We start from the raw sequence: 25,811 nt of genomic DNA on the forward strand, positions 1-25,811 counted from the left end.
GCACTAGCGCGGTGGTCCCACCTGACCCCATGCCGAACTCAGAAGTGAAACGCCGTAGCGCCGATGGTAGTGTGGGGTCTCCCCATGCGAGAGTAGGGAACTGCCAGGCATCCAATAAGTCGAAAAGGCCATCCTCACGGATGGCCTTTTTGCATTGGATCTTTTTTATTTTAACGATGCTTCATCATTCAAATTCGTAAATAAGGGAAGTTCTTCACTAAACTCCATTGCCCGTCCGTGGCGAGTAAAAAAATTAGTCACCTTCCGCTTTTCCTCTTGGTAAAGAAAATCGTGCAACTTTCCCCTTAAGTCTCGATGAATTAGGCAGAACAGAGGATGATCTTGACCTTTTTGTCGTACCCAAGTGAGGGGCAAGTTATGGCGAACAGTGAATTCGTAGAGTCGTTGCACGTAATCATTGGGAAACAATGGACTGTCACAAGGCGCAACGGCAAGCCATTCTGTTTCTATTGACTCTAATCCCACCTCTATACCCGCTAAGGGACCAAGAAGAGTTTGTACCTTATCTTGAATGACAGGATATCCTCTCTGTTGATAGATCGAAATATGTCGATTTGCATTAATGGCCAAGTGACTGACTTGTGGCGCTAAATGCTCGATGACATGGTCAATTAACGCTTTCTCGTGCCACTGTTCGAGTCCCTTATCTTTCCCATTCATGCGCCGTCCCGCACCGCCCGCCAAAATAATGCCACTGATCACAGTTAACCCTTATCAATTAATCGTTCAAATAATCAGACTGGCAAGCAGGGTTGATGGTATCCTGCTGCTCAGTTTTTTACATTATTGCAGAGATTATGATCCAACCGAGCTTCGATTTCCAAACACTTGATCCCGAAACCGTATTAGACTCGTTATGGAATACGGGGATACGCGTTGACTCGGGGTTAACCCCGCTCAATAGCTATGAAAACCGTGTCTGGCAATTTAGCGATGAAGACCGAAAGCGTTATGTGGCTAAATTCTATCGCCCACAGCGTTGGTCGCTTGAGCAGTTACATGAAGAACATCAATTCACGCAAGAACTCGCCGAGGCTAATCTTGCGGTCGCTGCGCCACTCAGTTTTCACGGAACCACTGTACAGCAAACAGAAGGTATTGCTTTTGCAGTCTTCCCCAGTTTGGGCGGGCGACAATATGAAATTGATAATTACGACCATCTTGAACAAGCTGCCCAAACGTTAGCGAGTATTCATCACGTTGGCCGGCAATATCAATTCCGTCATCGACCGTCGTTGGGTCTTGATGAGTATTTTCATCAACCCTTGGCCTTACTAAAAGAAACATCACTCATCCCTGCAGCCTTAAAAGTGGATTTTATCGCCGCACTGAGTGAATTAGGAACGCAGTTAACTCGTCTGTGGCATACAGATTGGGATGTCTTACGCTTACATGGCGATTGCCATCCCGGTAATATCTTATGGCGTGATGGACCGCTATTTGTCGATTTGGATGACGCGCGTAATGGTCCGGCCGTACAAGATCTCTGGATGTTAGTCAGCGGTGACCTGAATGAACAACGAGTGCAATGGGATATTCTGCTAGAATGTTATACAGAGCTAACCGAGTTCAACATTAATGAATTGTCACTGATTGAACCTTTACGTGCGATGCGCATGGTTTATTATCTAGCGTGGGTAGTCAGACGTTGGCAAGATCCTGCTTTTCCTAAAGCTTTTCCTTGGTTTGAAGAGGCTGATTTCTGGAGGCGGCAGATTGCAGAAATTCACGCGCAGACTGCGTTGTTACAATCGCCTCCCTCACTGATGATGCCTCAATTTTGAATGATAATTTGGAGATAAGTAAAAAATGAAAAAAGTATTATTTGCTCTCTTTGGGGCAATGCTTGCCTTTGGTGCTTCTGCAGCAACCTTCACGGAAGGTAAGCAGTACCAGGCGATTGAAAAGCCGGTAAATGGTGCGCCAAAAGTTGTCGAATTTTTCTCATTTTTCTGCCCACACTGCTACGACTTTGAACGGACGTATAAAATCAATCAAGCGGTTGAACAGGGGCTTCCTGCGAATGTGAAATTAACACGTTACCATGTTGATTTCTTAGGCGGCGACTACGGTCCAATCCTGACCCATGCTTGGGCAGTTGCTATGGCACTAGGTGTAGAAGATAAAGTCATGGATCCTATCTTCGATGGCCTGCAAAAGTCTCAAACCATTAAAGATCAACAAAGCCTAAAAGACGTCTTTGTCAAAGCTGCGGGTATTACTCCTGAAGCTTATGACTCGGCATGGAATAGCTTTGCTGTGAAAGCACTGGTCAGCCAGCAAGAAAAAGCCGCGACTGATTTTGATATCAATGGTGTTCCTGCACTGTTCATCAATGGGAAATACCAAATCAATAATGCCGGGCTTGATACGAGTTCACTACCTAACTTCTCAGCGGATTATGTTAACGTCACGAAGTTTTTGCTGAATAAATAAGCGTAATCCCTCTGAATACTCAGTTGTTCAGGGGGTTATCCTATTCTGAATAAGAAACTCGATCCTTTTATTCACAGAAGTGTAACCCGGTAATTATGTAAGGAAACATTGAAGATCTAATTTAACATTATGTTTTAAATGATTTTTATCTAGAAAAACTGTATGTTTTGGTCAATTTGTAATTAACGTAATAAATAGATCCACAGAGTTATCCACAGGATCTTAGACCTAATTTTCTTTATATGTGATCATGCCAGTCACTGACATGTTCAACATTCATTCTATTCTGTGGCATGCTAACGCTTATCCACGGCCCAACTCAGAAATTAATACCTATGGCTCAAATCGCACCAAACCCGCTGATCCTAATAGATGGTTCTTCTTATCTCTACCGAGCGTTCCATGCTTTCCCGCCGCTCACTAATGCTGCGGGGGAACCGACAGGGGCGATGTATGGCGTGCTAAATATGCTGCGTAGCCTATTACTGCAATACCAGCCTAGTCATGTTGCCGTCGTATTCGATGCCAAAGGGAAAACCTTTCGTGATGAGCTGTTCGCTGAATATAAATCACACCGCCCTCCCATGCCGGACGATCTACGCTCGCAAATCGAACCTTTGCACCAGATGGTTAAAGCGATAGGCTTACCGTTACTCGCTGTATCTGGCGTTGAAGCTGATGACGTTATCGGTACGCTGGCCCGTCAAGCGGAGCAAGAAGGGCGGGATGTATTGATCAGTACTGGTGATAAAGATATGGCACAACTGGTTAGCCCCCATATCACTCTTATCAACACTATGAACAATACCGTTCTTGGCCCAGAAGAAGTTAACGAGAAATACGGTATTCCTCCAGAGCTGATTATTGATTATTTGGCATTAATGGGTGACTCGTCCGATAATATTCCTGGTGTACCGGGTGTAGGTGAAAAGACTGCTCAGGCGTTATTACAAGGGTTGGGAAGTCTAAATACCATCTATGCCGATCTCGATAAAGTCGCTAGCCTAAGTTTTCGCGGGGCGAAAACCATGGGTAAAAAATTGGCCGAAAATCAAGAAATGGCCATGCTCTCCTATCAACTTGCTACAATTAAAACCGATGTTGAGTTAGCGCTCACCTGTGAGCAACTGAAGGTCGGCCCGATGGATCAAACACTTTTGCTCGACCTGTTTGCCCGCTATGAATTTAAACGTTGGCTAGGTGATGTGGAAAATAACCGCTGGCTAAGTGGTAAGTCGACCTCAAAGGCCACAAATACTGCACCGGTAGAAGCGGCCCCTGTACCTGAAATCAGTTTATCTTCCGATAACTACCAAACGATTTTTGATCAGACGTTACTGGATGAGTGGCTTGTTAAGCTGAAAAATAGTGAGCTGTTTTCTTTTGATTTAGAAACGACCTCTCTAGATTCTTACTCTGCTGAAATTGTCGGTCTCTCTTTCGCTACAGCTGCAGGCGAGGCGGCTTATCTCCCTGTGGCCCACGACTACTTGGATGCCCCTGAGCAACTCAACCGCGACGACGTCCTGGCTCAGTTTACGCCATTATTAGAAGACGAGAATGTGGTAAAAGTTGGCCAGAATCTAAAGTATGACCGTGGCGTACTGCTTAACTATGGCATTGAATTGAAAGGTATTCGTTTCGATACCATGCTGGAGTCTTATCTCTATAACAGTGTGGCCGGTAAACACGATATGGATAGCCTCTCACAACGTTGGTTAGGCCATAAGACGATCACCTTTGAAGAGATTGCTGGCAAAGGCAAAAAGCAGCTGACTTTTAATCAAATAGCCCTTGAGCAAGCCGCTCAGTATGCAGCGGAAGATGCCGATGTCACGCTACAGCTGCATCAGAAAATCTGGCCTTTATTAGAAAATGAAGCGGGACCTAAAAAAGTCTTCGACGAAATCGAGATGCCACTCGTACCTGTGATCTCGAAAATCGAGCGCAATGGCGTATTAATTGAGCCGCTGATTCTTTCGGCACACTCTCAAGAGTTGGCGCAGCGCCTCGAAGAATTGGAGAAGAAAGCGCACGAGCTGGCAGGGGAAAGCTTTAATCTCTCATCGCCTAAACAGTTACAGACGATCCTTTTTGAAAAACAGGGTATTAAGCCGACGAAAAAAACCCCAGGTGGTGCGCCTTCAACCAGTGAAGAAGTCCTGGCCGAGCTAGCGCTTGATCACCCGTTACCTAAAGTGATTCTTGAGCACCGTGGTCTCTCGAAACTAAAATCGACCTATACCGATAAGCTGCCTCTTATGATTAGCCCGATTACGGGTCGCTTACATACTTCTTATCATCAGGCTGTTACCGCAACAGGACGCCTCTCGTCGACCGATCCAAATCTTCAGAATATACCGGTGCGTAACGATGAAGGTCGGCGCATTCGCCAAGCGTTTATTGCCGCCCCTGGCCATAAAATTTTGGCGGCGGACTATTCGCAAATTGAACTACGGATTATGGCGCACCTTTCACAAGATAAAGGCTTGTTACAAGCCTTCGCCCAAGGTGAAGATATCCACCGAGCCACGGCTTCAGAAGTCTTCGGTACCCCACTCGATAAGGTGACTGGCGAACAACGCCGTAGTGCCAAAGCAATTAACTTTGGACTGATTTATGGCATGAGCTCGTTCGGGCTATCTCGCCAATTAGGGATAGCCCCGGGTGAAGCGAAGAAGTATATGGACCTCTACTTCGAGCGTTACCCAGGTGTCTTGACCTATATGGAAACTACACGTCAAAGTGCGGCGGAAAAAGGGTATGTTGAAACCCTCGAAGGACGCCGACTCTATTTGCCTGACATTAAGTCGAACAATGCGATTCGCCGCAAAGCTGCGGAGCGGGCGGCGATCAATGCGCCAATGCAGGGTACCGCAGCCGATATTATCAAACGTGCGATGATCGGTGTTGATCACTGGTTGGCGACTCAAGATCCCGACCGTATCAAGATGATCATGCAAGTACACGATGAATTGGTATTTGAAGTGCATGAAGACTTGGTCGATAGTGCGACGCAAAAAGTACGCGAAATTATGGAAAACTGCGTCACGCTAGCGGTACCTCTACAAGTGGATACCGGCTTAGGTGATAACTGGGATCAGGCGCATTAAGCGAGAAAGTGAAACAATGTTAATCGATAATTACCCGAAAATAGAGCTGGTTGGCGCGCCGACCCCCATTGAGTACCTACCGCGGCTATCCGATTATGCGGAACGCGATATCTACATGAAACGCGATGATCTGACCCCCCTAGGATTAGGGGGGAATAAGCTACGTAAACTCGAGTTCCTCGCCGCACAAGCTTTGCAAGAAGGAGCGGATGTTTTGCTCACCGCAGGTGCGATCCAGTCTAATCATGTTAGACAGACCGCGGCAGTGGCGGCGAAACTAGGCCTAAAATGTATGGCGATTTTAGAGAATCCTCTGGAGGACGCGCCGGAAGGTTATCAGCATAATGGCAATCGTTTATTACTCGACTTATTAGGCGTCAATGTTTTACCCGCACAGGTTGGACACTCTCTCGCCGAACAGCTGAACACGCAAGCAGAATTACTGCAAGCACAAGGATTCCGTCCTTATGTTGTACCGGTAGGCGGCTCGAATACCTTGGGGAGTTTGGGATACGTTGGGTGTGCGCAAGAAATTATGCATCAAGTGGCTGATATTCCCGACCTTGCTGCGGTCATCGTCGCATCAGGTAGCGGTGGCACACATGCTGGTCTGTCAGTGGGTCTGGAACACTATCTTCCACAGGTTTCTTTGGTGGGGGTGACGGTTTCGCGCAGTCAGGCGCAGCAGCAGTCGATTGTTGATACGCTACGTCAATCTTTAGCGGAGACACTGAACGTGAAAGTGAAACAGCCACTCGAGTTGTGGGATGACTTTTACGCACCCGGCTACGGCTATACCAATGATAGCGGTAACGATGCGCTGAATTTACTGGCCCAGCTGGAAGGGATCTTCCTTGACCCCGTTTATACAGCGAAAGCAATGGCAGCGATGTTATCGGGGATTAACAGTCAACGTTTTGCTGGCAGTGGCCCATTACTATTTATCCATACGGGGGGGGCGCCAGCGCTCTTTGCCTACTCCTGATCGGTCCACAGTAATTGGTCAATAGCGAATCCCGCCTGCTTGGCTTTCATTAAGAGCGTCTGACGCGATGTAGCGGTTAAGTGAGGCTGGCGGGAGAGGATCCAGAGATAACTTCTGTCGGGTCCGCAGACTAAGGCCGTTTGGTAATCATTATCCAAGGCAATTACGTTATAGCTGGCATAGAAAGGCCCAAAAAATGACACTTTCAATGCTGCGCGGTCACGACTTCCGGTGAAGCGGGCCTTACCGATACTCTCAGACCACTGTCCTTTTTTAGGGTTAAACCCACGGTTTATAACGGTGACAGTGCCATCGTTTTGTAAACGGTATGTTGCTGTAACGTGGGTGAGACCTTTTTCAAACCGATTCTCAAGCCTTGCGACCTCAAACCACTTACCTTGATACTTCTCGATATCAAATGGCGTGACGGGGTTGACCCCCGAAGGAGGCGTCATAGTTTGACAGGCTGACAGGAGTGCGAGAGAACCCAAGCCAATAAGGGGTAACAGCAGTTTATATTTCATCTTCTATTGCCTTATTTAGGTGTCGTTAAAGTGTTTCTTTAGTCCCATCATAGAGGTGAAGAGATAATTCGCTTTTATAAAATTCGCCGAGAAAAACATCTTCTACAGTCAACGATTTCTCTTTGAGCTTTTCCGTAAGCCACTCCTCATCCTTCTCGATGATTTCTAAACCATTTTGGCGTATTTCGCCGGTCTTGATTACCAATACTGAAAACATTGTCGCTTCTTTAGTGATGACGCTCAATTGTCCACCCGGTTCAACTTGTGCGTAGCGAACCTCTTCGAAGGAGTTAATGCCTAAGGAGTGAAGTTGTGAGGTTAGACTCACAATATCCAGCTTATTTCGACTTTTAAGTATGTTCTCCAGGATAAAATTACCATTTTTCATGATAGGAATCGGATCACCAATCGTAATGGTACGTATTACCGAGATATGCTTACTCGCGAAATTTAGCGCGCTAATCAATAACACCCCGAGCAGCAGCAAAATGACATACTGCTGCAGGGGGATCGTGTCGCTATAAATCACCCCGCCAATAATGCCACCCAATACAAAGTTACCGATAAAATCGATCGGCGTCATCTGTGACAGTTGGGTCTTACCGGTAAGATTGAGGTGAGCGATGAGAACGCAGAAGCCAATCAGTAATTTGAGGAAAGTAAATTCGTAATACTCCACAAATTATCCTTACTAATTTGATCAATGAATGACTCTAAGGATAATACAAATTGTCGAGCAGAGAGAAGATAAGGAAAAATTGTTCCCAATAAAAATCTTACTGGGAACCAGAAGGGGATTACTTAGCGTAGGCTTCCGTCGAAATGTTCAGGTTAATGGCATCGCTTACCGCAGGAACATATTTATCAATACCAAATGCTGAACGCTGTAACGTGCCGCTTGCATCAAACCCAACCGCTTGCTTTTTCACCATCGCGTGTTCACCGATCTTATTGAGGGTGGCATGCAGGGTAACGGGCTTAGTGACCCCTTTCAGTGTGAGATTTCCCTCAACGTCGTACTTGTGTTCGCCGCGTGGGATCACCTTGGTACTCGTAAAGGTGGCTGTGGTATATTTTGTGGTATCGAAGTAATCGCTACCTTGGAACTCTTTAGTTAAGGCCGGTACATGAGTATCGATATTACTGACTGGAATAGAGACTTGTACCGATGATGTAGCAGGATGTTGCGGATCAAATTTTATCACCCCCGTTGCGCCTGGAATATCAGCAGTTGGATGCGAAAATCCAAAATGATCCCAACTCACTACAATCGAAGTGTGGGCGGTATCTAATTGGTAGTCTACTGCCGCCGCGTGGGAGGTTGCGCTATATAGCGCGCTGACTGCAACAAAAGGTAAGAGAACGGCGCTGATTTTTTTCATTATTTTCTATCCTGTGTAGGGTCAATTTATTAATCATGGCTTATTTATTGATTAACAGATAGTTAATAGTTTTGTACTCTTAGTTCAAATAAATTGTTCGATTTAATGACAGTCTTCACAGCACTATATAAAAAAGGGTGCCTAAGTAGGCACCCGAAACGGTTAGAAATCGTATTGCAAGGCAACGCGGTTCTGCCAGAAGTTTTTCTTATAGAGCGGTGATGTCTGAACGCCGACAAAATCGCTCAGGCTCAGGCCTTTGAGTGCACCACCGAAGCTATAAATACCATAAATAAGGTACTCAGACTGACGTAAACTACCATTGCTATTAGCCGGTTTAAGATCCATCCATGAGTAGTGGGTTCCTAGGGTCACTTGCTCTGTCGGGCTATAATTCAAGCTGGTGGCCCAAGCGTTTCCATTCCCGAGATCTTGAGTACTGGTGAAGAAGGGTTGAGCGAAATAAGGGCCGGAAGAAGTGTTATGTGAATAAGGGGTCACAAGAGGGTATTGATGGCCGCTGGCATTGTTCGCCAAGTAGTCGTAGCCGACTTTCCAGTTCAGGTTACTCAGCAGATTGACAGAAAGCTGCCAGCCAATGCTCTGGCTGTTCACCGGGCCTGCTAAATCTTTTCCGTTACCCGTGCCGCGAAGATACTGGATACCGAAATCGGGCTGCAAGGGCGCTTGGTTCCATTGGGCATGACCTTCGGTATAAAAGATATCACTGTAGTCGTTATAATTTTCGTACCACGCAACGCCGTTTAAGTGAACATCATTAATATCCCAATGATGTCCGGCCCCCAGTGACCACATACCATTAGTCTTTTCATCAGAACCATAGGCAGTATAACGCTGTTGGCGATCTGAACCCCAAGATTTGTAACGGAAGACTTTAGTTGCCCGAATAAAATCTTCACCATGGCCATATTCGGCATCAATCGCTTGATAAATTATTGGCGTTATACGCCAGTCGTAATTCCCTAAGAAGGGAGTATCGAGTTGTTGGTTACCTGCGGTGATTCGAAAATCATCATTACGCCACTGCAACCATGCTTCGCCAATATTGGTTTGGTTATCGCCGAGTTCACTGACGGTCTTGCTAGCTGACCCATGGTTAATACCCCGCACAAATATACCGCTAACCCCAAGGTTAAATCCATCGAGTGGCGCCGTCTCATATTTTAGGAACCCCCCGTAACTGATGGTGTCTTGGTTCAGCCCCTGAGTAAAGTAGGCATTATGGGTCGAATAGTACACTGAACGTACACTACCGCTGACCTTACCCTGGGTAATCGCCTCTTCCAGCGTCGAGGCCGAGTTGGTATCAGCGGTGGCGGCATAACCAAACAGTGGGACTAACGCAGTTAATACCAAATAGCGGCTAAGTCCACGCGTGCGATGAGATAATGATGAGTGTGTCTGCATGTTATTCCCTACCTGAATAAAATTATTGTTATAAATCGATCAATTGTTTAGCGGCTTTGCGGTGATGGTTAAGGAGTCTCGGTAGGTCTATATCCACGATTTCCCCGTCGATGACTCGCCAATTACCCGCTACCATCACGCGATCGGCCCGTTCAGCGCCACACAGTAGTAAAGCGGCGAGCGGATCGTGACTACCGCTGAAACGTATATCTTCTAATGTGAATAATGCTAAATCGGCCTGTTTTCTGATGCTAATTTCCCCAATGTCGTCCCGACCTAACGTTTTGGCACCTCCTCGTGTTGCCCAGCCCAATACTAATTCTGGCGTAATCGTTTGCGTCCCGTATCGCAATCGTTGAAGGTAAAGCGCTTGTCGTGCTTCATACATCATATTCGAGGCATCGTTCGATGCCGAACCATCCACCCCTAAACTAATAGTGGCTCCCGCTTGCAGAAGCTCCTGCGTCCGGCAGATGCCCGAAGCGAGCCGCATATTAGAAACTGGACAATGACTAATGGCAACGCCTTCTTTCCCCAAACGGTAAATTTCTTCATCATTAAAGTGAATTCCATGCGCCAACCAAGTACGGGAGCTTAGCCATCCCACTGAATCTAAATAGTCGACGGTACGTAAGCCAAAAAGCTTTAGGCAAAACGCCTCTTCATCCAATGTTTCGGCCAAATGGGTATGTAGGCGGACATTTTTCTCTTCAGCCAGTTTAGCACTCTGCTTCATGATGTCCGGCGTCACGGAAAAGGGTGAGCAGGGCGCTAAGGCGATGTTTATCATCGCGCCGTCTTGCGTATCGTGGTAACGCTCAATAAGCCGCTGGCTATCGTCTAAAATGATCTCGGCCGCTTGCACTGTATGTTCAGGAGGCAAACCGCCAGACCTCTCCCCAAGGCTCATCGAGCCACGGCTTAACGTCGCGCGCATCCCAAGCTGATTAACCGCAGCGACTTGAATATCAATGGCCTCTTCCATCCCGACAGGAAAAAGATAGTGGTGATCGCTGGTGGTGGTGCACCCAGATAGCAACAGTTCAGCTAAGGCGACCTCACTCCCCAGACGTAATGCTTGCGGCGTTAATTTGGCCCAAACCGGATAAAGGGTTTTCAGCCAGGGAAATAGCGGCTGATTGATGACCGGCCCCCACGCTCGGGTTAATGTCTGGTAGAAATGGTGGTGGGTATTGATCAGTCCCGGTAAGACCACGTGCTGACGCGCATCAAAAATTGTCTCGCAGGGGTGAAAGGGTTGCTGTCCAACCGCCAAAAGCTCAACGATTTTACCGTCTTCAATCACTAGGCCATTGGTCTCAATTTGCTGAGTTCCATCAAAGCAGGCTAGGGGTTGTTTAATCCATAAACGCTTAGACATCAATTTTTTCCTTCGAAACAGGTAACAATAAATTGAGTAATATGGCCAATGTTCCACCGCTGGTGACGGCATTTTGGAAGAGGGTTTGGAAGAACTGTGGCATCGCTTTCAAGATGTCCGGCTGCGATTCGATCCCTAACCCGACACCGAACGCTAGGGCGATAATCAGCATGCTGCGGCTATCTAAGCTTTCTCGGGTCATGATACGAATACCCGCTGCCACGACACTCCCAAACATCACTAAGGTGGCACCGCCAAGTACCGGTTTAGGGAGTTGCTCAAGTAACTGACTAAATTGAGGGAAGAGCCCCAATAAAATGAATAACCCACCGATCCAGATTCCTGCATAGCGGCTGGCAACTTGCGTCATCTGAATAACGCCATTGTTTTGGGCAAATGTGGTGTTCGGGAAAGATGAGAATATTGCGGCGACTAAGCAGCTGACGCCGTCCCCTAAAATCCCACCACGAATTCGGTTTTGAAAATCTGGCCCAACCAGGGGTTGTTTTGACAGCATACAGTTGGCGGTAAGGTCACCCACTGTTTCGATGATTGAGATTAACGAGACTAAAGCGATGGGAATAAAGACCGACCATGAAAAGCTGATACCAAAGCGAAAGGGAATAGGCAAAGCGGGAAGGAGGCCTGAACTAAAATGCGGGTGAAACTTACCTAAAAGTGTGGCGAGAAGGCTGCCAGCAACAATTCCAACGATAATACTAGAGAGCTTGCACCAAGGACGACGGCTACAGTTCATCAGCACAATGATCAGGAGGGTAAAAAGCCCTAGCCCAAGATTATGTGGCGCGGCAAAGTCCGTCGCACCAAATCCGCCACCCCAATCGGTAATACTGACTTTAATTAGACTGATACCAATCAAGACTATAACGATACCGGTGACCAGTGGCGTCAATACGCGAGAAAAGGTATGGATAAATTGGCTGACAATCAGTGGAATAATTGCCGACGCTAAGGTACAGCCAAAAATCATCGCCAGAATTTGCTCCGGTGTCGCCCCCTGCTGCTTTAGCAGTAACCCCCCGGCAATAATGACGCCCAAGAAGGCAAAGCTAGTGCCTTGCAGACAAATCATCCCCGCCCCGATATTACGAAAACGTACTGCTTGAATGACCGTACCAACACCTGAAGCAAATAAGGACATGCTGATTAAATAAGGTAGAAACTGCGTGAGGCCAAGGGAACTACCAATAATTAAGGGGGGGGTCACAATCCCAACAATACTTGCCAACATATGCTGGACGGCGGTACAGACTGCAGGTATGAAAGGTAAACGATCGTTTAGACCATAAAGTAGCGGTTCATCATTTGTTTTTTGCATTGGCTCGCATCCACTGTTTTTTTTACTTATCCCAGCAAAAACTATTCCAGTTATTTAATTGATGCGGATTAAGGACAAAACAGGGGGTTATGGCTGATTGCGAGGATAAGAATACTTTTAAGTAAGTAATTTTTGATTCAGTTTATTACTTTTTGAGGCTTATTAGGTCAATACGCACCATTTTAGTGCTTAATTTTTAAGACTATTCCAAGAAATTCATATTTTTGTCATAAAGCGTAAGGATAATCACCTTGCTCGATTATTGCAGTGTTTAATTACAGGATAATTATATTAATGAATACGCGTTTATTTTCGCCCTCTATCTTGGCGTTGTGTTTACTGGGACTCCCCGCTGTCAGCCAAGCAGAAATTACTCTCTTAAAACAAGATCCTCAGGCGACTGATCCACTCAGCCGCTTAAATGTCAAAGTGGGTGGAAGTATCCGTCCTCAGTTCAATCATCAGACCGGTGGCAAAGATAAATCATACAAACGCAACGGTTTTGATGGTGGCACACGTTTTCGTTTCAGTGTGGATTACGCACTGACCCAAGATATCAATTGGGTTAACTACTACGAAGTTGGTGTTAATATTCCTAAAGTCTTTAACTGGGATAATCATCACGCATCTGGTGCGACCAATACCACCCGCCGCCAATGGTTTACCGGCTTAAAGAGCCAGCAATATGGCCAACTGACCTTCGGACAACAGAATAGCGTTTATTACGATGCGGTCGGGGCAAAAACCGATATTTGGGATGACGATATGTTAGCTCAAGCACCGGGTAACGGGGTAAATGGTGATTATGATGGGTCTTACCGTTCGCGTAAAATGCTGAAATATAAAGGCCGAGTAGGCGATTTTGATGTCTATGCCTCGTACCTCTTTGGCGACGATCCTTTACTGACTAGCGACAAAATGCGCTACAAACGTAAAGGCGGCGGTTCTGTCGGTATCGATTATCATATTAACAAAGACCTCTCATGGGGAACGGCTTGGAACTACACCAAAGCCACCGTTTATGACCATGCGCATGGCCAGAGTAAAGATTATAACCAAAATATCGTCGGGACGTCCTTGGGCTGGACACCGGGTAATTGGACCATTTCCGCAGGCGGGGGATACTATCAAAACTTCCTGAAAACCAAGCTGAAAAATGCAAATAACTACTTTGCTGGTGATGCATGGGGCGTGGAATATTTTGCCGGTTATAAGTTCCCAGTTCAGCAAATGGGTGTGAAGGCGGTAATGCCTTATGTTATGGGTGACCGTCTTGAATACGTCAATGGTCGTAATTACAAGTGTATCGATAATGGTGTAGGGGTTGCGTTATTTGCCTATTACGGCTTCCGTGTCGATTATGAGCACGTCTTTGCGTCAACTACCGATAAAGAAGGGGATATGAACCTCGTACGCTTCCGCTACGACTTCTAATCGCTCACCCACGCCTTCATCCTTAGGATGAAGGCGTGTTGTATTATGGACCTTTCGGCTTATCGCCTAAAATAGTGGCTCGATGCATTACCCGCCGTTGGAGGTGATAGTCATTACAGGCGTAATGTTGAGTAATACGATTATCCCAAAATACCACGTCATTCGCCTGCCAATGCCAACGAACCGAAAACTCCGGTCGCGTGCTGTGAGCGAAGAGAAGCTCCAGTAAAGCCCGGCTTTCTAATGCACTTAGCCCAATAATCCGCCGCGTAAATCCAGGTGTCACAAAAAGCCCTTTTTTACTGGTATCGGGATGCACACGCACCACGGGATGAATAACCGGCGGATGATCTTGACGAGCCTTAGCGACCTGTTGTTGAGCTTCCGCGGTCGTACTAAAACGCTCATCGGGAAAAGACAGTTGAATATCATGTTCGGCATCGAGACCATCTATCAGCTGTTGAATGGGCGGTGAGAGCGCATCGTAGGCTGCACTGCTACTCGCCCATAATGTATCACCACCATATTCAGGGACTTGAATGGCATTAAGGATGGAGCCTAGGGGAGGCGTTTCGATAAAGGTTACATCGGTATGCCAAAGTGCGTTGTCCCGTAAATCGTTGAGTGCCGTATCGAGAATTAAAATTTCGGGTTGCTGCTCGACTTTCGGGTAAATGGGGTGGATATGTAAGCGACCAAATCGCTCAGCGAGGCTAGCCTGATCGGCGGGCGACAGGTGTTGACCACGAAAGAAAAGCACTTGGTATTTTAGGAGTAATTTATACACCGTACGCTGATCATCAGCGGTCATTTGGGTCAAATCAATACCGTCAATCCTTGCGCCAAGTGCAGGGGTAAGTGGGGTCGCGTTAATAGTCATACAGGCTCCAACGGGCAAATCTTTTCTGTAATTGTCTAAGCAGGAGTTCGATAACGAGTGCTACCGCTGCAATGAGGAGGATCCCAGCCACCACTACATCGGTTGATAAAAACTGTGCGGCAGACTGCACCATAAAGCCTAAGCCACGATTAGCGGCGATAAGCTCTGCGGCCACTAAGGTCGACCAGCCGACGCCTAAGGTAATCCTTACTCCCGTCAGCAGCTCAGGAAGAATGCTGGGCAAAATGACCCACTTCATTACCTGCCAAGACGATGCGCCCAAGCAGCGCACGGCTTGAACTCGGTGTGGTTCAATACGTCTTACCGCTTCCGCTGTACTGATAGTCAAAGGGGCGAAAATCGCCAACAAGATGAGGAGGATTTTGGAGACTTCACTGATCCCTAACCAAATAACGATAAGGGGTAAATAAGCGAGTGGCGGGATAGGGCGATAAAAATCCAAGATAGGGGTGAAAACAGCCCGTACCACCGGAGTAAGCCCCATAACAATGCCGAGAGGGATGGCGGTTACTAGGGCGATCGCTAAGGCAACTAATACCCGAAGCAGGCTGGCGGTGATATGCTGACCCAAGCTAATGTCGAGGTAACCTTGTTGCCATAATTGTTTAAATGCCAGAAACAACGCCTTGGGCGACGGAAAGAAAAGGGTATTAACCCAACCGTAGTGAGAAGCGGTAAACCATGCTGCCACGATCACCAGAACCGTAAAACTGGAGACCAGTGATAAATAACGGTTGGATGGAGATCGAGAATAGGTGGCACCACGTAGCGACCTCATGCGACCTCCAGTAATTGATCCAGCAAGGATTGCCGGTCATGAGTGAAGCAGCTATCAGCTTTGAGCGATCTGACTGTCTCACCGTCTAAAAAACGACGGGCGAAGGGGGGCTGCTGGTGTGCGATGATTTGCGTAGGTGGTCCTTGTAGCAGATATAAATCGGTGGCCAATAATAGGGCTTCATCCACACTATGGGTGATTAACAGAAAGCCCACCCCCGTCTCTTTCCAAATCGTCAGCAGGAGCGCTTGCATCTTTTCTCGTGTCAGCGCATCCAGGGCCCCAAATGGCTCATCCAATAAAAGAAAGTCAGGTTTAATCGCAAGGGCGCGAGCTAGCCCCAGACGTTGCCGTTGTCCCCCAGAGAGTTGTTGAATCGGCTGCTTAGCCTGGGCAGCTAATCCGACCAACTCGAGATAGTCATGAGCAATTTTTTGACGCTGTGCCTTGGGAATACCTTGGATCTTAAGACCGATTTCGACATTGTGTTCGGTGTTCAACCAAGGTAATAAGGCATCATCTTGAAAAACCACCGCCCGCTGTCCCGTAGGTCCACTAAGAGATTGATTATTGAGCGTAACCTGCCCCTCATCTAAGGATTGAAAGCCAGCAAATACGTTTAGTAGGGTAGATTTACCACATCCAGAGGGGCCAAGCAGCACAACACTTTCCCCTTTATTTATCGACATCGACATCTTATCGAAGATAGGTTGCTGCGCTTCGCCGTGAGTGAAGGTTACATGCCCTTGAATAATCTGTAGCGTGCTCATGGTTGACGACTCAACTTGACGAATTTATCGCTGATAAACGGGCGATAGTCAGGTAATACGGCAGGGATACGATGCTGTTCAACCAAGAACTCGGCAGTCGCTTTGGTGGCTATTGCGCTGCCACCCTCCAGAAATGATGAGCTAAGTTGTTGTGTATAGGTGGGATAAACACTACCAGAGAGCAAATCAGGAATATCTTGGGCGGATACCCCGACTAATTTAGCGATTTTCTGCGCATTTTCGCTGGTGGCACGGTATTGCTCAGGATGCTGAGCATAATGATCGAAACTTTCTAATACGACATGTGCATACTTCGCTAAGACTTCTGGGTGCTGCTCAGCGAAGTCTTTACGCGTAACCCATACTTCAAACGTGGGGTTACCCCATTCACCCACCTGTTTTGCGTCAGTCAGCACTTTGCCATCTTTCTCTATTTGGCTGAGAGCGGGTGACCAAACAAAGGCGCCATCAATATCCCCTCTTTTCCAGGCCGCGGCGATTTCCGGAGGGTTAAGATTAACAATCTTCACGTCACCGGGTTTGTAGCCCCAGTGCTTCAATGCCGCCAGTAAGCTGTAGTGCGACGTCGAGACAAAAGGCGTGGCCAAGGTCTTACCTTTCAAATCCTGATAACTATTGATATGGCTAGCATTGCGGATAACCAAGGCTTCGGCATCGTGAATTTGAGTCGATACTAGGAAAGCGACAATCGGCAGGTTCCGCGAGGCCGCGGCAGCAAATGGGCTAGAGCCTAAATTACCGATTTGAATAGAACCAGAGGCTAATGCGGCGACAACCTCCGGTCCGCTATTGAAGCGACGCCAATCGAGTGGTTGACCAATTGTTTTTTCAAAAACACCATCGGCTTGAGCGACTTTTGACGGGTCAACGCCAGTTTGGTAGCCAATCACGATGGGAGCGGCGAGAGTGGTAAAGGGGAAGGTTGCAGCGATCAATAAACTAGCGAGTAGGCCTTTCATAGATATTCCTTATTCGTTTTTTAGAAATTTAATCGAATAAGGGGGGACGCCAAACTACATATTAGGCATTTAGAAAGACTAAAATTAGCTAAAGCCCCTCAGGCAGAATACCTGAGGGGTGGGGAATTATGGATGCATACCGTTAAGGATAATTGAGGTGATGATCCCCGTGGTTGCTGCGACCAGTAGGTAATTACCGTCTACATAAGCCCAATGTTGGCCATGTGGAGGGGAAGGTAGTCCACGGTCACGCCAATCATCCACGCGATAGTCAGGGCCGCGAAAATCATCGGGTACTGGGCGGCCACGATCAAAATCATGACCACGATATGAAAAATGACGTGGGCCATTATCGTGATGACGATACTCTCCATGAGAAGGGCCTCCGTCGTAGCGATCATCCTGTCCTCTGTCTGGGCCATCTGCTAAGACAGACTGGCTCACCATTAATGCTGAAAGTGATAGCAGAGAAAGTGTTTTCCAGTTAGCGAATAATTTCATAATGACTCCAAAGTAATCCTAAGCGGATTGATAACGTCAATGATGCCGAACTTCAATTGATGTTGCCTAGTGTAGGGGATGTCATGTCAGGCGATTTAGAAAAACTGATAGGATTGCTACAAAGAGTATGACAAAGCATGTCAATCTTAACGATTTCTAGGAAGATGAGAAGAAACGACACATTTTGTTGTAGAAACCTCAGGTAGAGCGTGAAAGAGCGATTACGCTTAAGAGTAAGGAAACTCACGACTCAGAGGCTAGCATGATATTAACGTCAATTCAGAAAGGTAACCCCCAGCACCCCCCTTTAGTCTTTATGCATTATCTTGGCGGCTCCGCACAGACTTGGCTGCCTGTTATTGATGCCCTCTCACAGCACTTTTATTGTATTTCATTGGATATGCCGGGTTTCGGTGACTCTGCCCACCTTTCACCAGCATCCATCGCAACGCAAGCCGAAGCAGTTAGGGCGACCTTGAAAGAATTAGGGGTGAGTCAGCCATGGCTTATCGGCCATTCCATGACCGGAAAGCTGGTTGCGGCGATGGCGCTTGAAGCGCCGACGGAGGTGGCAGGTATTATATTGACGGCTCCCTCGCCCTTATGCCCGCAACCCATGACCGATCAGCAATTTTCAATGCAATATGAGTGGCAGGCAACTCGTGAGCATGCCAGTAAATTTGTGGCAGGTTCTCACCATAAACCGCTATCAGCTGAACTCGAGCAGCGTACCCTTGACGATGTATTAAGGGCGAATCCTGCAGCGTTTCCCTACTGGGCGAAAACGGCTAGCCAAGAAGATTTTACTCAACGCTTTGAAGATATAACGCTTCCAGCGCTATTACTGTTAGGCGAGGACGATGGTAATGTTCCACGGCTGGAGCAGCAGCTATCCTCTACGCTTCACCAGTTTTCCCCCCACGAGTATCAGATTATGGAGGGCTGCGGCCACTTACTGCCGCTCGAGGCAACAGAAAAGCTGGTGGCGATAATGAGTGCATTTATTAATAAATACGCCTAATAAATGGTAGCCTCCCGCAGGGATGTTTACTGCGGGGGGAACGATCTAAAGGATGATGGTTGATATGATTAAAAATAATAAATAGGACTATTTTTGTTTTTTATTTTTCACAGCGATTATTCTTGTTCTGAGATGTGTAGGAGAAAGTTATACTCTTTTTACTGATAAAATAGGATGTGATTTTATTGGATGAAAAATGGTTAGAATCAGAAAGAGTACCGTGAAGGTGAGAAAATAATTTATTTTTTAGTTTATTTCCTATTATTCCTCATCGGTTTTTATCTGCTCAAATTTTCTCATGATTTGAGATGGATAAATCAACATCAATCCTCGAATCAGCATAAAAATTTATAATAACGATCATCACTCTAGTGGCATTAACTCGATGGGGAATGAATTTGTATAATATTTCGATGAGATGAAATTACTGCCATCCCGAGTAATTATAAAAATAATTCACCTACAGTTTATCTTTCTAAGATATAAAATAAAAAAATATATTCATATATCAATAATATAGTCTAATAAATAACTAGTTTTAATTAATATTATAACGGAATATATATTATTGGAGGACATAGGATGTCTCATGATCTCGCTCCCGCATACGGTGTTATACAACAATCTGGAAATCTTGCGTTTCAGGCAAGGATGCTTTTTCGAGACAGTAACTCAGAAGCTGCAAAACTCTTCATACGAAACAATATTGATACTCCATGGTTGATTCCTGGACAATTAGTTATTATTGCAGACCCAGCTTCTGCACAAACTATGAAAATGTTAGATTTTTTACGGCAGACTAGACAAAGAACAAATAGAGCATTAATTGGTATATCTCCTGATGAAGCAATGTTTATGCAGCGACACTATGGCTTAATTTCTGCACTGACAACAGCTGGGAATAATATATTTGGAACAGTCGGGAGTGTAGGGGAGAAATACTTCTTAGAAATTGAAAACATTCTACAAAAGATTGAAGTGAGTTACCAGAAGCAGTATCGTTCACAAGGGAGACTAACTAGTCAACAGTTCTTTATAGAACGTAAGCAACTTTTTAACCAGCTTAAAGAGCTTGTGAATAAGCCACTATTGAAATCACTTAAACTTAATACGCTAAAGTTTAAGCCTTATGAAGATATGCGTAGAGCGCTTAATCTATCGAGTCGCTCTATTGTACACGAATGGTCAACAGTCGGTTTGGGAGGGATACCGGGCTATTCTAGTTATATAAGTAATGCAGCGAAAGCAGCGAAATATTTGAAAGCAGGTGGTTATATAGGTATAGGCTTTTCCCTTTTTGGGGCGACTAATGAAGTTATCAATGCTTGCACTTACGGACGAGAGAATGAGTGTAAAAGGATAGTATATAAAGAATATAGTAAGTTTGGGGTAACGACGCTAAGTAGTTTAGGAACAGGTGTAGCAGGTTCTGCAATAGGCTTGAGCGTGTGCGCCGCAATAGGGATCGCCACTGCAGGAACGGGTGCTGTAGTATGTGCTGCGGTGGGTACCATAGCGGGAGGTTATCTCGGAGCTAAATCGAGTGATGCCGTAATGGATACCATTTACGATTACATGGAAATGTAAATGATGAAAACGATGATAATGGTGTTAACCATGCTACCTTCGGTCTGCCTTATGGTGAGCGTTATTTTATATTGTAAATTCCAGTCTAATTATAAGAAGTTAGTTCGTGGATTTCTAGGGAAATATACCATCCCAAGTCATTACTTATTATACTCTCATATGGGTTTTTTTGGTTTTCCACTAATGGCATATTTTTTTATTAACTTATCAGAAAATAAAAAAATATTTTTTCTAGAGAAAAATAGTCCAGCTTATAATTTCCCACTTAAGGATGACAATATGAAATTGATAAGGACGATGAAACCTATTATCTTTATCATGTTATTTGGTTTTTTCTGCTGCTTTTTACTTGGGGTTATTGCTTTTTTAATTAAAATCCATCTTATTTGATTATTTTTATAACCAGGGGGCGTATTCTATGCAGGGATTCTGATTACACGGTTAAAAATTCCTTTTAATCAGGAAATTTATAAAATTGGCTAAGTCTGGATATGAGAGAGGAGGGAAATTAAGCCCATTAGCGATCAAGGGCTTTAGATAGACTTACTCAATATTCTGAACCCACTTCTTTTCTTTATGCCAACCAATTGATTTTGATTGTTTATTTTTTGATACACAAATAATCAAACTTTTTAAAGGTCGAATTTTTAGCTTTACGTAAAAAAATCCCCGCCAGTTGGCAGGGATAGAGTAGGGTTTTAGTTCAGTGGCGGAAAGCGCTTCCGCAGCGTCCCAGCGTCTGTGACTGGTGCTGCGCACGGTTGATTGCGGCAAAGATCTAGGTACACTTCGATGTAGCCATATATGTGACTTCAGGCTTTGTGAGGTATTGCGAGTACCTTACAGAACGGCTTGTTTTCATGAACTCTATTGTATAAGGTACGTACAATGTCAAGAGCTAAAGATCGCACACCCAAAACTCGCGGCAAATCGCCGACCTTCCAGATCCGTATTCATCCTGAGCTAAGAGAACAACTCGATCTCGAAGCAGCTAAAGAGCAAACCACTCTCGGCAATTGGTTCAAAGAAGTTGCAAGACAAGAACTTAAACGTCGTGGCATTTAACCTAAAGGATGATGTTTCGCGGTGATGCGTCGCCGCATATCTATCAATGAGCACGCTGCTGGCCTATCCATTCTTTTACCTCCTCGGCGCGCCAGGCAGTAAAACGGGCGAAAATTTTTATCGGCTTTGGAAAAGATCCAGACGCGACTCGCCTCCATATTGTACGCGCCTTTCTTCCATAGCTGTAGCGAAAACGCCATTTTGGGATTGAGAACTCTTTTCGGTAGCACAGATACAATCAGTTTCCGTCAGAGCGTCCCTCGAAGCATTCCTAAGATCTTAGCCAGGCTTTTATCTGTATGTCTGGTAGCTTTCCCATTCTTCCTGCTTGTACCAAAACGCTAGCGGTTAAAAAGGTAATTGGTACATAATGCAGTACATCAAAAGTGGGAGATTTGGCGATATGCTATGATACTTTAAGAGACAATAAAACCCGCAAGTTACGGGTTAGAATCTGTTTATTGAGTAATGGCACCAAAGTATTGGCATCACTGGCTTTGATATTGATCATTTTTGATTTAGGTACACCCTTGTGTACACGCTAAATCAGGGTGCTAATCGGTATGAAGGTAAGGGCAGTATGAAACTACGTTTGCCATTTCTACCAATAATAAATACCAATTAATGGTTTACAAAGATGGGAGTATTTATTATCCCTGACTGCCGAGAAGTTTTAGTCGATGCGACTGCTACTGTAGTCAAGTCGTTACAGCAGGTCGATCAGTGGATTAACCATCCTTTAAAATTGGAGTCCAAAGAGTTAGATGCTGTCGTAAACCTATAGGGTAAGCCTATTGATGTAAGCACTATTGAAAATAGAAAGTCACATTATAAAATAAAACGTTAAGATTGGACTGTAATTTATGGTGGGGGAGCGAATATTTTTACTCAGCCACTATTCTTTAACTTTCAGTTATTGATAGAAAACATTATTATTTAATGGTGAATTTTTATTATTGAGAGATTGAAATGTTTAAGAAAATTATTATTGTTTTCGTGGCGCTTTACTCATCTTATTCGATGGCTAAAAAATTAGAGATCGTTCCAAACTGTTCGCTAGACTCTGATGGAAGGATAATGACTGCCTTAACCTCAAGTTTTGATGAGGAAGGATTAAAAAAGTATATTGACTTGCTTCTAGGTAGTGGTCCTACCGATAAAGTAACATATAAAATTCAGATGTTATCTTCTGAGGAAATATCTGTATCTGAAAGGCATAGACTAATGAATCGTCTTGCTAAAAGAGATAATATAAAAAAATCAGAGATGAAAACTTCTGGTTTAGAAACAATGTATGATCAACCTCTTTACAGACAGTATTACAAGGTATCATCTAGCAAGGGGCTAAATTTAATCGCTGAATTTTATTCAGCATTTGAAGCTTGTGCTGTAGACTTGGAGAATATCTATATTATTAGTGATAAAATAGATGGACACACACCTAATTTTGCTGATAGGTAATATTCATGGGGCATAGACCCCATATAGTTAAAGTATCTTTAGGTATTTCTTTGCTCGATTTAGAGCATTTAATCTTTCTTCGCGCCCATAGGTTCCGCCATTTATTTTCACCATTATTGCGTCAAATTGATCCCTATCAGCATCAAGGTTACATGATCTCATTGTCCAATACTCACAAGCGGTTATTACTGCGATATTTAAATCACTTGCAACAAGTGTAGGCTCATTAATCAAATCGACGTTAATTCGTTTCCCCATAAGCTGATTATTGAACCGCCCAGTGAGATGTAGTAGGCCTCTGCCAATATACCTAGGGCCATCTCCTTTTAAGTTGTTGCCGAGTTTACGGCCAATTTTAGTGCCTGCGTCGTATTCCTTTCCACCATGAGCAGGATATTCTGTAAGAGCAGAATATTGAAAGGTTTCGCAGCAAGCTTGAGCTAGGAAGTGAGCTACACGAAGTGGCGTGTCGATATTATATTGCTTTAACCACAAGTTTAAAGGTGCTACCAAATGCCGAATATTATAAATTTGATGTTGTTTAGTCATCTTAGACTTCGAATTTTTGAAATGAAGTGCTATATGGTTTAATAATTCAAAATCAATATTCACTGACATTAAAATTCCTCTACCCTTCAAAAGGCGGTAATTAATATATGGCTTTAGGTTTACACAATGCTTTCATTATAAAATTAATTACACATTATATTTCTAATGTTATCTTTTCTGATTGAGAAATTGTATTTGCTATAAAGGTAAATATTAATTGTCGTTTTGGTTGCCGCCGTATATACACGGTAATTGTGCGCTTTGTTGCGTCTTTATGATACTACTGATAATAAAAAACCGCGATACTTTCCTAATTACAGAGCAGCATCTGGGCTACCTGACCAGGGAAGACACCCTCTACCAGCCACCGCACTTCTTTTTGACGACAACCGAGAGGTTGGCTCAACTCAGCATAGTAGGTTTACAAAATTCGTTGTTCTTTTGGGAAGGCGGCGATGAGTATTCGGTTAACCGTGAATTCCTCGATAAACCTGTATCAGAAGCTCTACCTCGCCTGTTCAGGGATACCGGTATGGTCGAAATCGACCTGACTAATGGAACAGATGCAGAAATTGCTGAATCCCTGAAGGCTGCACTACCTCAGTGGCGTAAGGTCAGAGGTATCGAGGCAGATACAACCGACGCTATCCGCTTCGGCTATGGCACGATTAAGAAAATCATCAACTACAGACTGATACCCCTCATTGATATCTTAGTATGGTCAAACCTGCACCAGGTTCGTGTATCCGAAGACCGCCTTTCCCGGCTTCTATATACGGACGATGACAATGAGGAACAAACACGTCTTAATCACCAAATCAGAGATACAGACAGACCCCTTGCTCTGAAGGCGGCGAGTATACCGTTTATCCGAAAGTTTTATCTGTTCATCAACAAAAACAGCCATCTCAAAAACATCAGAGTTTCAGAAGTGATGAAAATCGCTGATTCTGACTAAGGCCAACCTCCATTAGCTCTGGCGTTCCCAGCTTCGGTCTCTTTCCCGCTGATTCATTCGTATAGTCGTTTCCATCAAAACGACATAAAAGGAAACGACTATGAATCAGCACACTACACGCCTTATTCGTTTACCAGAGGTTCTGCATCGCACTGGATACGGTAAAGCCTGGATCTATCACCTCATCAACCAAAATCGTTTTCCTTGCCCCGTTAAAATCGGTGCTCGTGCCGTTGCTTTCATTGAAAGTGAAGTGGAAGAGTGGATTCAATTAACTATTGAAAATTCAAGAAAGCATGTCGCTTGAAATAAAATTACAGCCTTCTTATTTATGAAGATTAATTCTCAGATTTGTAAAGTTTATATCTTAACAAAGCCTATATTTAACGTAATTCTTTACATTTTTTCAGGCAGGGCTTACGCCATAGGTATTTAAAGGTGGTTTCTTAATATCGGGTATGGATACTTTTAATAATACCTGTCATAAATAGCTTCTACACCTTTCAGCTTGTGGTTCAGACATCTTTCTGCGACATGTGGGGGAACAGACAGCGATGCAAGTAAACTTCTGCAAGTCCTTAGTAAGTCATGGACTGTGGAATATTCAATATTTTCCATTACATTAGGTGGTTGCTTCTTCTTACCTGGTTCTACCCCGAATAGCTTGGCTATCGTCCTGTTGAGGAAATCTTTTCCCATATGCCTCGACTTACTCACCCTGCGGTTAGGGAAGATATAATCAGAACCAAAAGCTCTGACCTTTAGCTCTTTTAACATTTCAATTGCCAGTGGTGGTAGCGGAATCACAATGCCCACTCCTGACTTACTCCTTTCTTTTTTCTAAAGACCACTTTTTCTCATCCAAATCGAATTCTTCCCAAGGAGACTCGGTTAGCTCACTTCTGCGAACAGAAAGGAGTAGTAGTAGGGCACAGGCAAGGTAGTTATCACAAGAGAAGCTGTCAGAGTGTTCCCTGAAAACTCTAAATACCTGACCAATTTCTTCCAGACTCAATGCTCTTTCTCTGTTTTTTTCGATTCCACCTGCATCATTGACCTTAAACGCAGAGGCTGGATTGTTTAACAATAATCTAAGCTTGATTGCATGGTCGAAGAGTTGCAAAAGTGCATACTTGATGAACATTGACCTTGATACTTGGTTTGAACCTGGTGGATTATAGTGGATAGGTGCGCGTG

The 25,811-nt window shown here is 44.9% G+C and carries 26 protein-coding genes, 1 rRNA gene and 1 pseudogene; 13 read left to right on the plus strand and 15 right to left on the minus strand.

Translation table 11 applies throughout. The annotated features are described in order from the left end of the window. Window positions 1-109 (plus strand): 5S ribosomal RNA (rrf, locus tag MKR94_RS08380); the annotation flags it as partial. A gap of 56 nt (window positions 110-165) precedes the next feature. Here rrf and mobA read toward each other — a convergent pair. Then, window positions 166-723 (minus strand): molybdenum cofactor guanylyltransferase MobA, encoded by a 558-nt coding sequence (mobA, locus tag MKR94_RS08385; RefSeq protein ID WP_241646515.1) that lies wholly within the window; start codon window positions 721-723, stop codon window positions 166-168. Window positions 724-818: 95 nt separating this feature from the next. Between mobA and MKR94_RS08390 the strand changes: the two genes are divergently transcribed. From MKR94_RS08390 to MKR94_RS08405, 4 genes are all read left to right on the plus strand, one after another. Next, window positions 819-1,805 carry a serine/threonine protein kinase gene (locus MKR94_RS08390; protein ID WP_241646516.1) on the plus strand — a complete coding sequence of 329 codons (987 nt, stop codon included), beginning with the start codon at window positions 819-821 and terminating at the stop codon, window positions 1,803-1,805. A 25-nt stretch (window positions 1,806-1,830) separates the two neighbouring features. Further along, window positions 1,831-2,457 (plus strand): thiol:disulfide interchange protein DsbA, encoded by a 627-nt coding sequence (dsbA, locus tag MKR94_RS08395; protein WP_241646517.1) that lies wholly within the window; start codon window positions 1,831-1,833, stop codon window positions 2,455-2,457. Window positions 2,458-2,792: 335 nt separating this feature from the next. Further along, window positions 2,793-5,570, plus strand: a complete 2,778-nt coding sequence (gene polA, locus MKR94_RS08400) for a DNA polymerase I (RefSeq protein ID WP_241646518.1) — start codon at window positions 2,793-2,795, stop codon at window positions 5,568-5,570. Between the two features lie 16 nt (window positions 5,571-5,586). Continuing rightward, entirely contained in the window at window positions 5,587-6,555 is a 969-nt protein-coding gene (locus tag MKR94_RS08405) for a D-cysteine desulfhydrase (protein ID WP_241646519.1), read from the plus strand. Here MKR94_RS08405 and MKR94_RS08410 read toward each other — a convergent pair. The 6 genes from MKR94_RS08410 to MKR94_RS08435 form a co-directional block, all read right to left on the minus strand. Further along, window positions 6,546-7,079 (minus strand): lipocalin family protein, encoded by a 534-nt coding sequence (locus MKR94_RS08410; RefSeq protein WP_241646520.1) that lies wholly within the window; start codon window positions 7,077-7,079, stop codon window positions 6,546-6,548. The genes MKR94_RS08405 and MKR94_RS08410 overlap by 10 nt on opposite strands. Window positions 7,080-7,104: 25 nt before the next feature. Beyond that, entirely contained in the window at window positions 7,105-7,758 is a 654-nt protein-coding gene (locus tag MKR94_RS08415; RefSeq protein WP_241586487.1) for a DUF421 domain-containing protein, read from the minus strand. Window positions 7,759-7,876: 118 nt separating this feature from the next. Continuing rightward, window positions 7,877-8,461: a YceI family protein gene (locus tag MKR94_RS08420; RefSeq protein ID WP_241646521.1), complete on the minus strand. Its 585-nt coding sequence runs from the start codon at window positions 8,459-8,461 to the stop codon at window positions 7,877-7,879. 162 nt (window positions 8,462-8,623) lie between these two features. Then, a complete protein-coding gene (locus MKR94_RS08425) occupies window positions 8,624-9,889 on the minus strand; it encodes a TonB-dependent receptor (RefSeq protein ID WP_241646522.1) in 1,266 nt (421 codons plus the stop codon). Between the two features lie 28 nt (window positions 9,890-9,917). Next, on the minus strand, window positions 9,918-11,270 hold the full coding sequence (locus MKR94_RS08430) for an 8-oxoguanine deaminase (protein ID WP_241646523.1): 1,353 nt from the start codon (window positions 11,268-11,270) through the stop codon (window positions 9,918-9,920). After that, window positions 11,263-12,609 (minus strand): nucleobase:cation symporter-2 family protein, encoded by a 1,347-nt coding sequence (locus tag MKR94_RS08435; protein ID WP_241646524.1) that lies wholly within the window; start codon window positions 12,607-12,609, stop codon window positions 11,263-11,265. Before MKR94_RS08435 ends, MKR94_RS08430 begins: the two co-directional genes overlap by 8 nt. Window positions 12,610-12,903: 294 nt before the next feature. Between MKR94_RS08435 and MKR94_RS08440 the strand changes: the two genes are divergently transcribed. Then, a complete protein-coding gene (locus MKR94_RS08440; RefSeq protein WP_241646525.1) occupies window positions 12,904-14,043 on the plus strand; it encodes a porin in 1,140 nt (379 codons plus the stop codon). A gap of 43 nt (window positions 14,044-14,086) precedes the next feature. Here the strand turns inward: MKR94_RS08440 and tauD are convergent, their stop codons facing one another. The 5 genes from tauD to MKR94_RS08465 form a co-directional block, all read right to left on the minus strand. After that, on the minus strand, window positions 14,087-14,923 hold the full coding sequence (gene tauD / locus MKR94_RS08445) for a taurine dioxygenase (RefSeq protein WP_241646526.1): 837 nt from the start codon (window positions 14,921-14,923) through the stop codon (window positions 14,087-14,089). Further along, window positions 14,913-15,722, minus strand: coding sequence for an ABC transporter permease subunit (locus MKR94_RS08450; protein ID WP_241646527.1), 810 nt, complete (start codon window positions 15,720-15,722; stop codon window positions 14,913-14,915). The genes tauD and MKR94_RS08450 overlap by 11 nt, the downstream gene beginning before the upstream one ends. Next, the gene (locus MKR94_RS08455) at window positions 15,719-16,492 is read right to left on the minus strand and encodes an ATP-binding cassette domain-containing protein (protein WP_241646528.1); all 774 of its coding nucleotides are present in this window, start codon (window positions 16,490-16,492) and stop codon (window positions 15,719-15,721) included. The genes MKR94_RS08450 and MKR94_RS08455 overlap by 4 nt, the downstream gene beginning before the upstream one ends. Next, window positions 16,489-17,472 (minus strand): taurine ABC transporter substrate-binding protein, encoded by a 984-nt coding sequence (tauA, locus tag MKR94_RS08460; RefSeq protein ID WP_241646529.1) that lies wholly within the window; start codon window positions 17,470-17,472, stop codon window positions 16,489-16,491. The genes MKR94_RS08455 and tauA overlap by 4 nt, the downstream gene beginning before the upstream one ends. A gap of 126 nt (window positions 17,473-17,598) precedes the next feature. Next, window positions 17,599-17,973: an RcnB family protein gene (locus MKR94_RS08465; RefSeq protein ID WP_241646530.1), complete on the minus strand. Its 375-nt coding sequence runs from the start codon at window positions 17,971-17,973 to the stop codon at window positions 17,599-17,601. 262 nt (window positions 17,974-18,235) lie between these two features. Between MKR94_RS08465 and MKR94_RS08470 the strand changes: the two genes are divergently transcribed. The 3 genes from MKR94_RS08470 (at window position 18,236) to MKR94_RS08480 (ending at window position 21,646) form a co-directional block, all read left to right on the plus strand. Further along, window positions 18,236-18,994, plus strand: coding sequence for an alpha/beta fold hydrolase (locus MKR94_RS08470; RefSeq protein ID WP_241646531.1), 759 nt, complete (start codon window positions 18,236-18,238; stop codon window positions 18,992-18,994). Window positions 18,995-19,576: 582 nt separating this feature from the next. Further along, window positions 19,577-20,581 carry a glycine zipper family protein gene (locus tag MKR94_RS08475; protein ID WP_241646532.1) on the plus strand — a complete coding sequence of 335 codons (1,005 nt, stop codon included), beginning with the start codon at window positions 19,577-19,579 and terminating at the stop codon, window positions 20,579-20,581. An 888-nt stretch (window positions 20,582-21,469) separates the two neighbouring features. After that, window positions 21,470-21,646, plus strand: coding sequence for a toxin-antitoxin system HicB family antitoxin (locus tag MKR94_RS08480; protein ID WP_241646533.1), 177 nt, complete (start codon window positions 21,470-21,472; stop codon window positions 21,644-21,646). A gap of 43 nt (window positions 21,647-21,689) precedes the next feature. Here the strand turns inward: MKR94_RS08480 and MKR94_RS16970 are convergent, their stop codons facing one another. Then, entirely contained in the window at window positions 21,690-21,884 is a 195-nt protein-coding gene (locus MKR94_RS16970; RefSeq protein WP_277755629.1) for a helix-turn-helix transcriptional regulator, read from the minus strand. Between the two features lie 399 nt (window positions 21,885-22,283). On the opposite strand from MKR94_RS16970, the gene MKR94_RS08485 reads away from it, so the two are divergent. Together MKR94_RS08485 and MKR94_RS08490 are read left to right on the plus strand one after the other, a co-directional pair. Next, window positions 22,284-22,430 (plus strand): hypothetical protein, encoded by a 147-nt coding sequence (locus tag MKR94_RS08485; protein WP_241646534.1) that lies wholly within the window; start codon window positions 22,284-22,286, stop codon window positions 22,428-22,430. Window positions 22,431-22,615: 185 nt separating this feature from the next. Continuing rightward, window positions 22,616-23,107, plus strand: a complete 492-nt coding sequence (locus MKR94_RS08490) for a hypothetical protein (RefSeq protein WP_241646535.1) — start codon at window positions 22,616-22,618, stop codon at window positions 23,105-23,107. Between the two features lie 27 nt (window positions 23,108-23,134). Here MKR94_RS08490 and MKR94_RS08495 read toward each other — a convergent pair whose 3' ends face one another. Further along, the gene (locus tag MKR94_RS08495) at window positions 23,135-23,725 is read right to left on the minus strand and encodes a glycoside hydrolase family 19 protein (protein ID WP_241646536.1); all 591 of its coding nucleotides are present in this window, start codon (window positions 23,723-23,725) and stop codon (window positions 23,135-23,137) included. A 205-nt stretch (window positions 23,726-23,930) separates the two neighbouring features. Between MKR94_RS08495 and MKR94_RS08500 the strand changes: the two genes are divergently transcribed. Both MKR94_RS08500 and MKR94_RS08505 read left to right on the plus strand, forming a co-directional pair. Continuing rightward, window positions 23,931-24,614 (plus strand): DUF6387 family protein, encoded by a 684-nt coding sequence (locus MKR94_RS08500; RefSeq protein ID WP_338328016.1) that lies wholly within the window; start codon window positions 23,931-23,933, stop codon window positions 24,612-24,614. 100 nt (window positions 24,615-24,714) lie between these two features. Next, window positions 24,715-24,921 (plus strand): helix-turn-helix transcriptional regulator, encoded by a 207-nt coding sequence (locus MKR94_RS08505; protein WP_241646537.1) that lies wholly within the window; start codon window positions 24,715-24,717, stop codon window positions 24,919-24,921. Window positions 24,922-25,088: 167 nt separating this feature from the next. On the opposite strand, the pseudogene MKR94_RS08510 reads toward MKR94_RS08505, so the two are convergent. Then, a pseudogene (locus tag MKR94_RS08510) lies at window positions 25,089-25,734 on the minus strand (tyrosine-type recombinase/integrase); the annotation flags it as partial. Window positions 25,735-25,811: the final 77 nt, after the last annotated feature.

It is taken from the genome of Rosenbergiella metrosideri (assembly GCF_022602565.1).
Lineage (GTDB): Bacteria > Pseudomonadota > Gammaproteobacteria > Enterobacterales > Enterobacteriaceae > Rosenbergiella > Rosenbergiella metrosideri.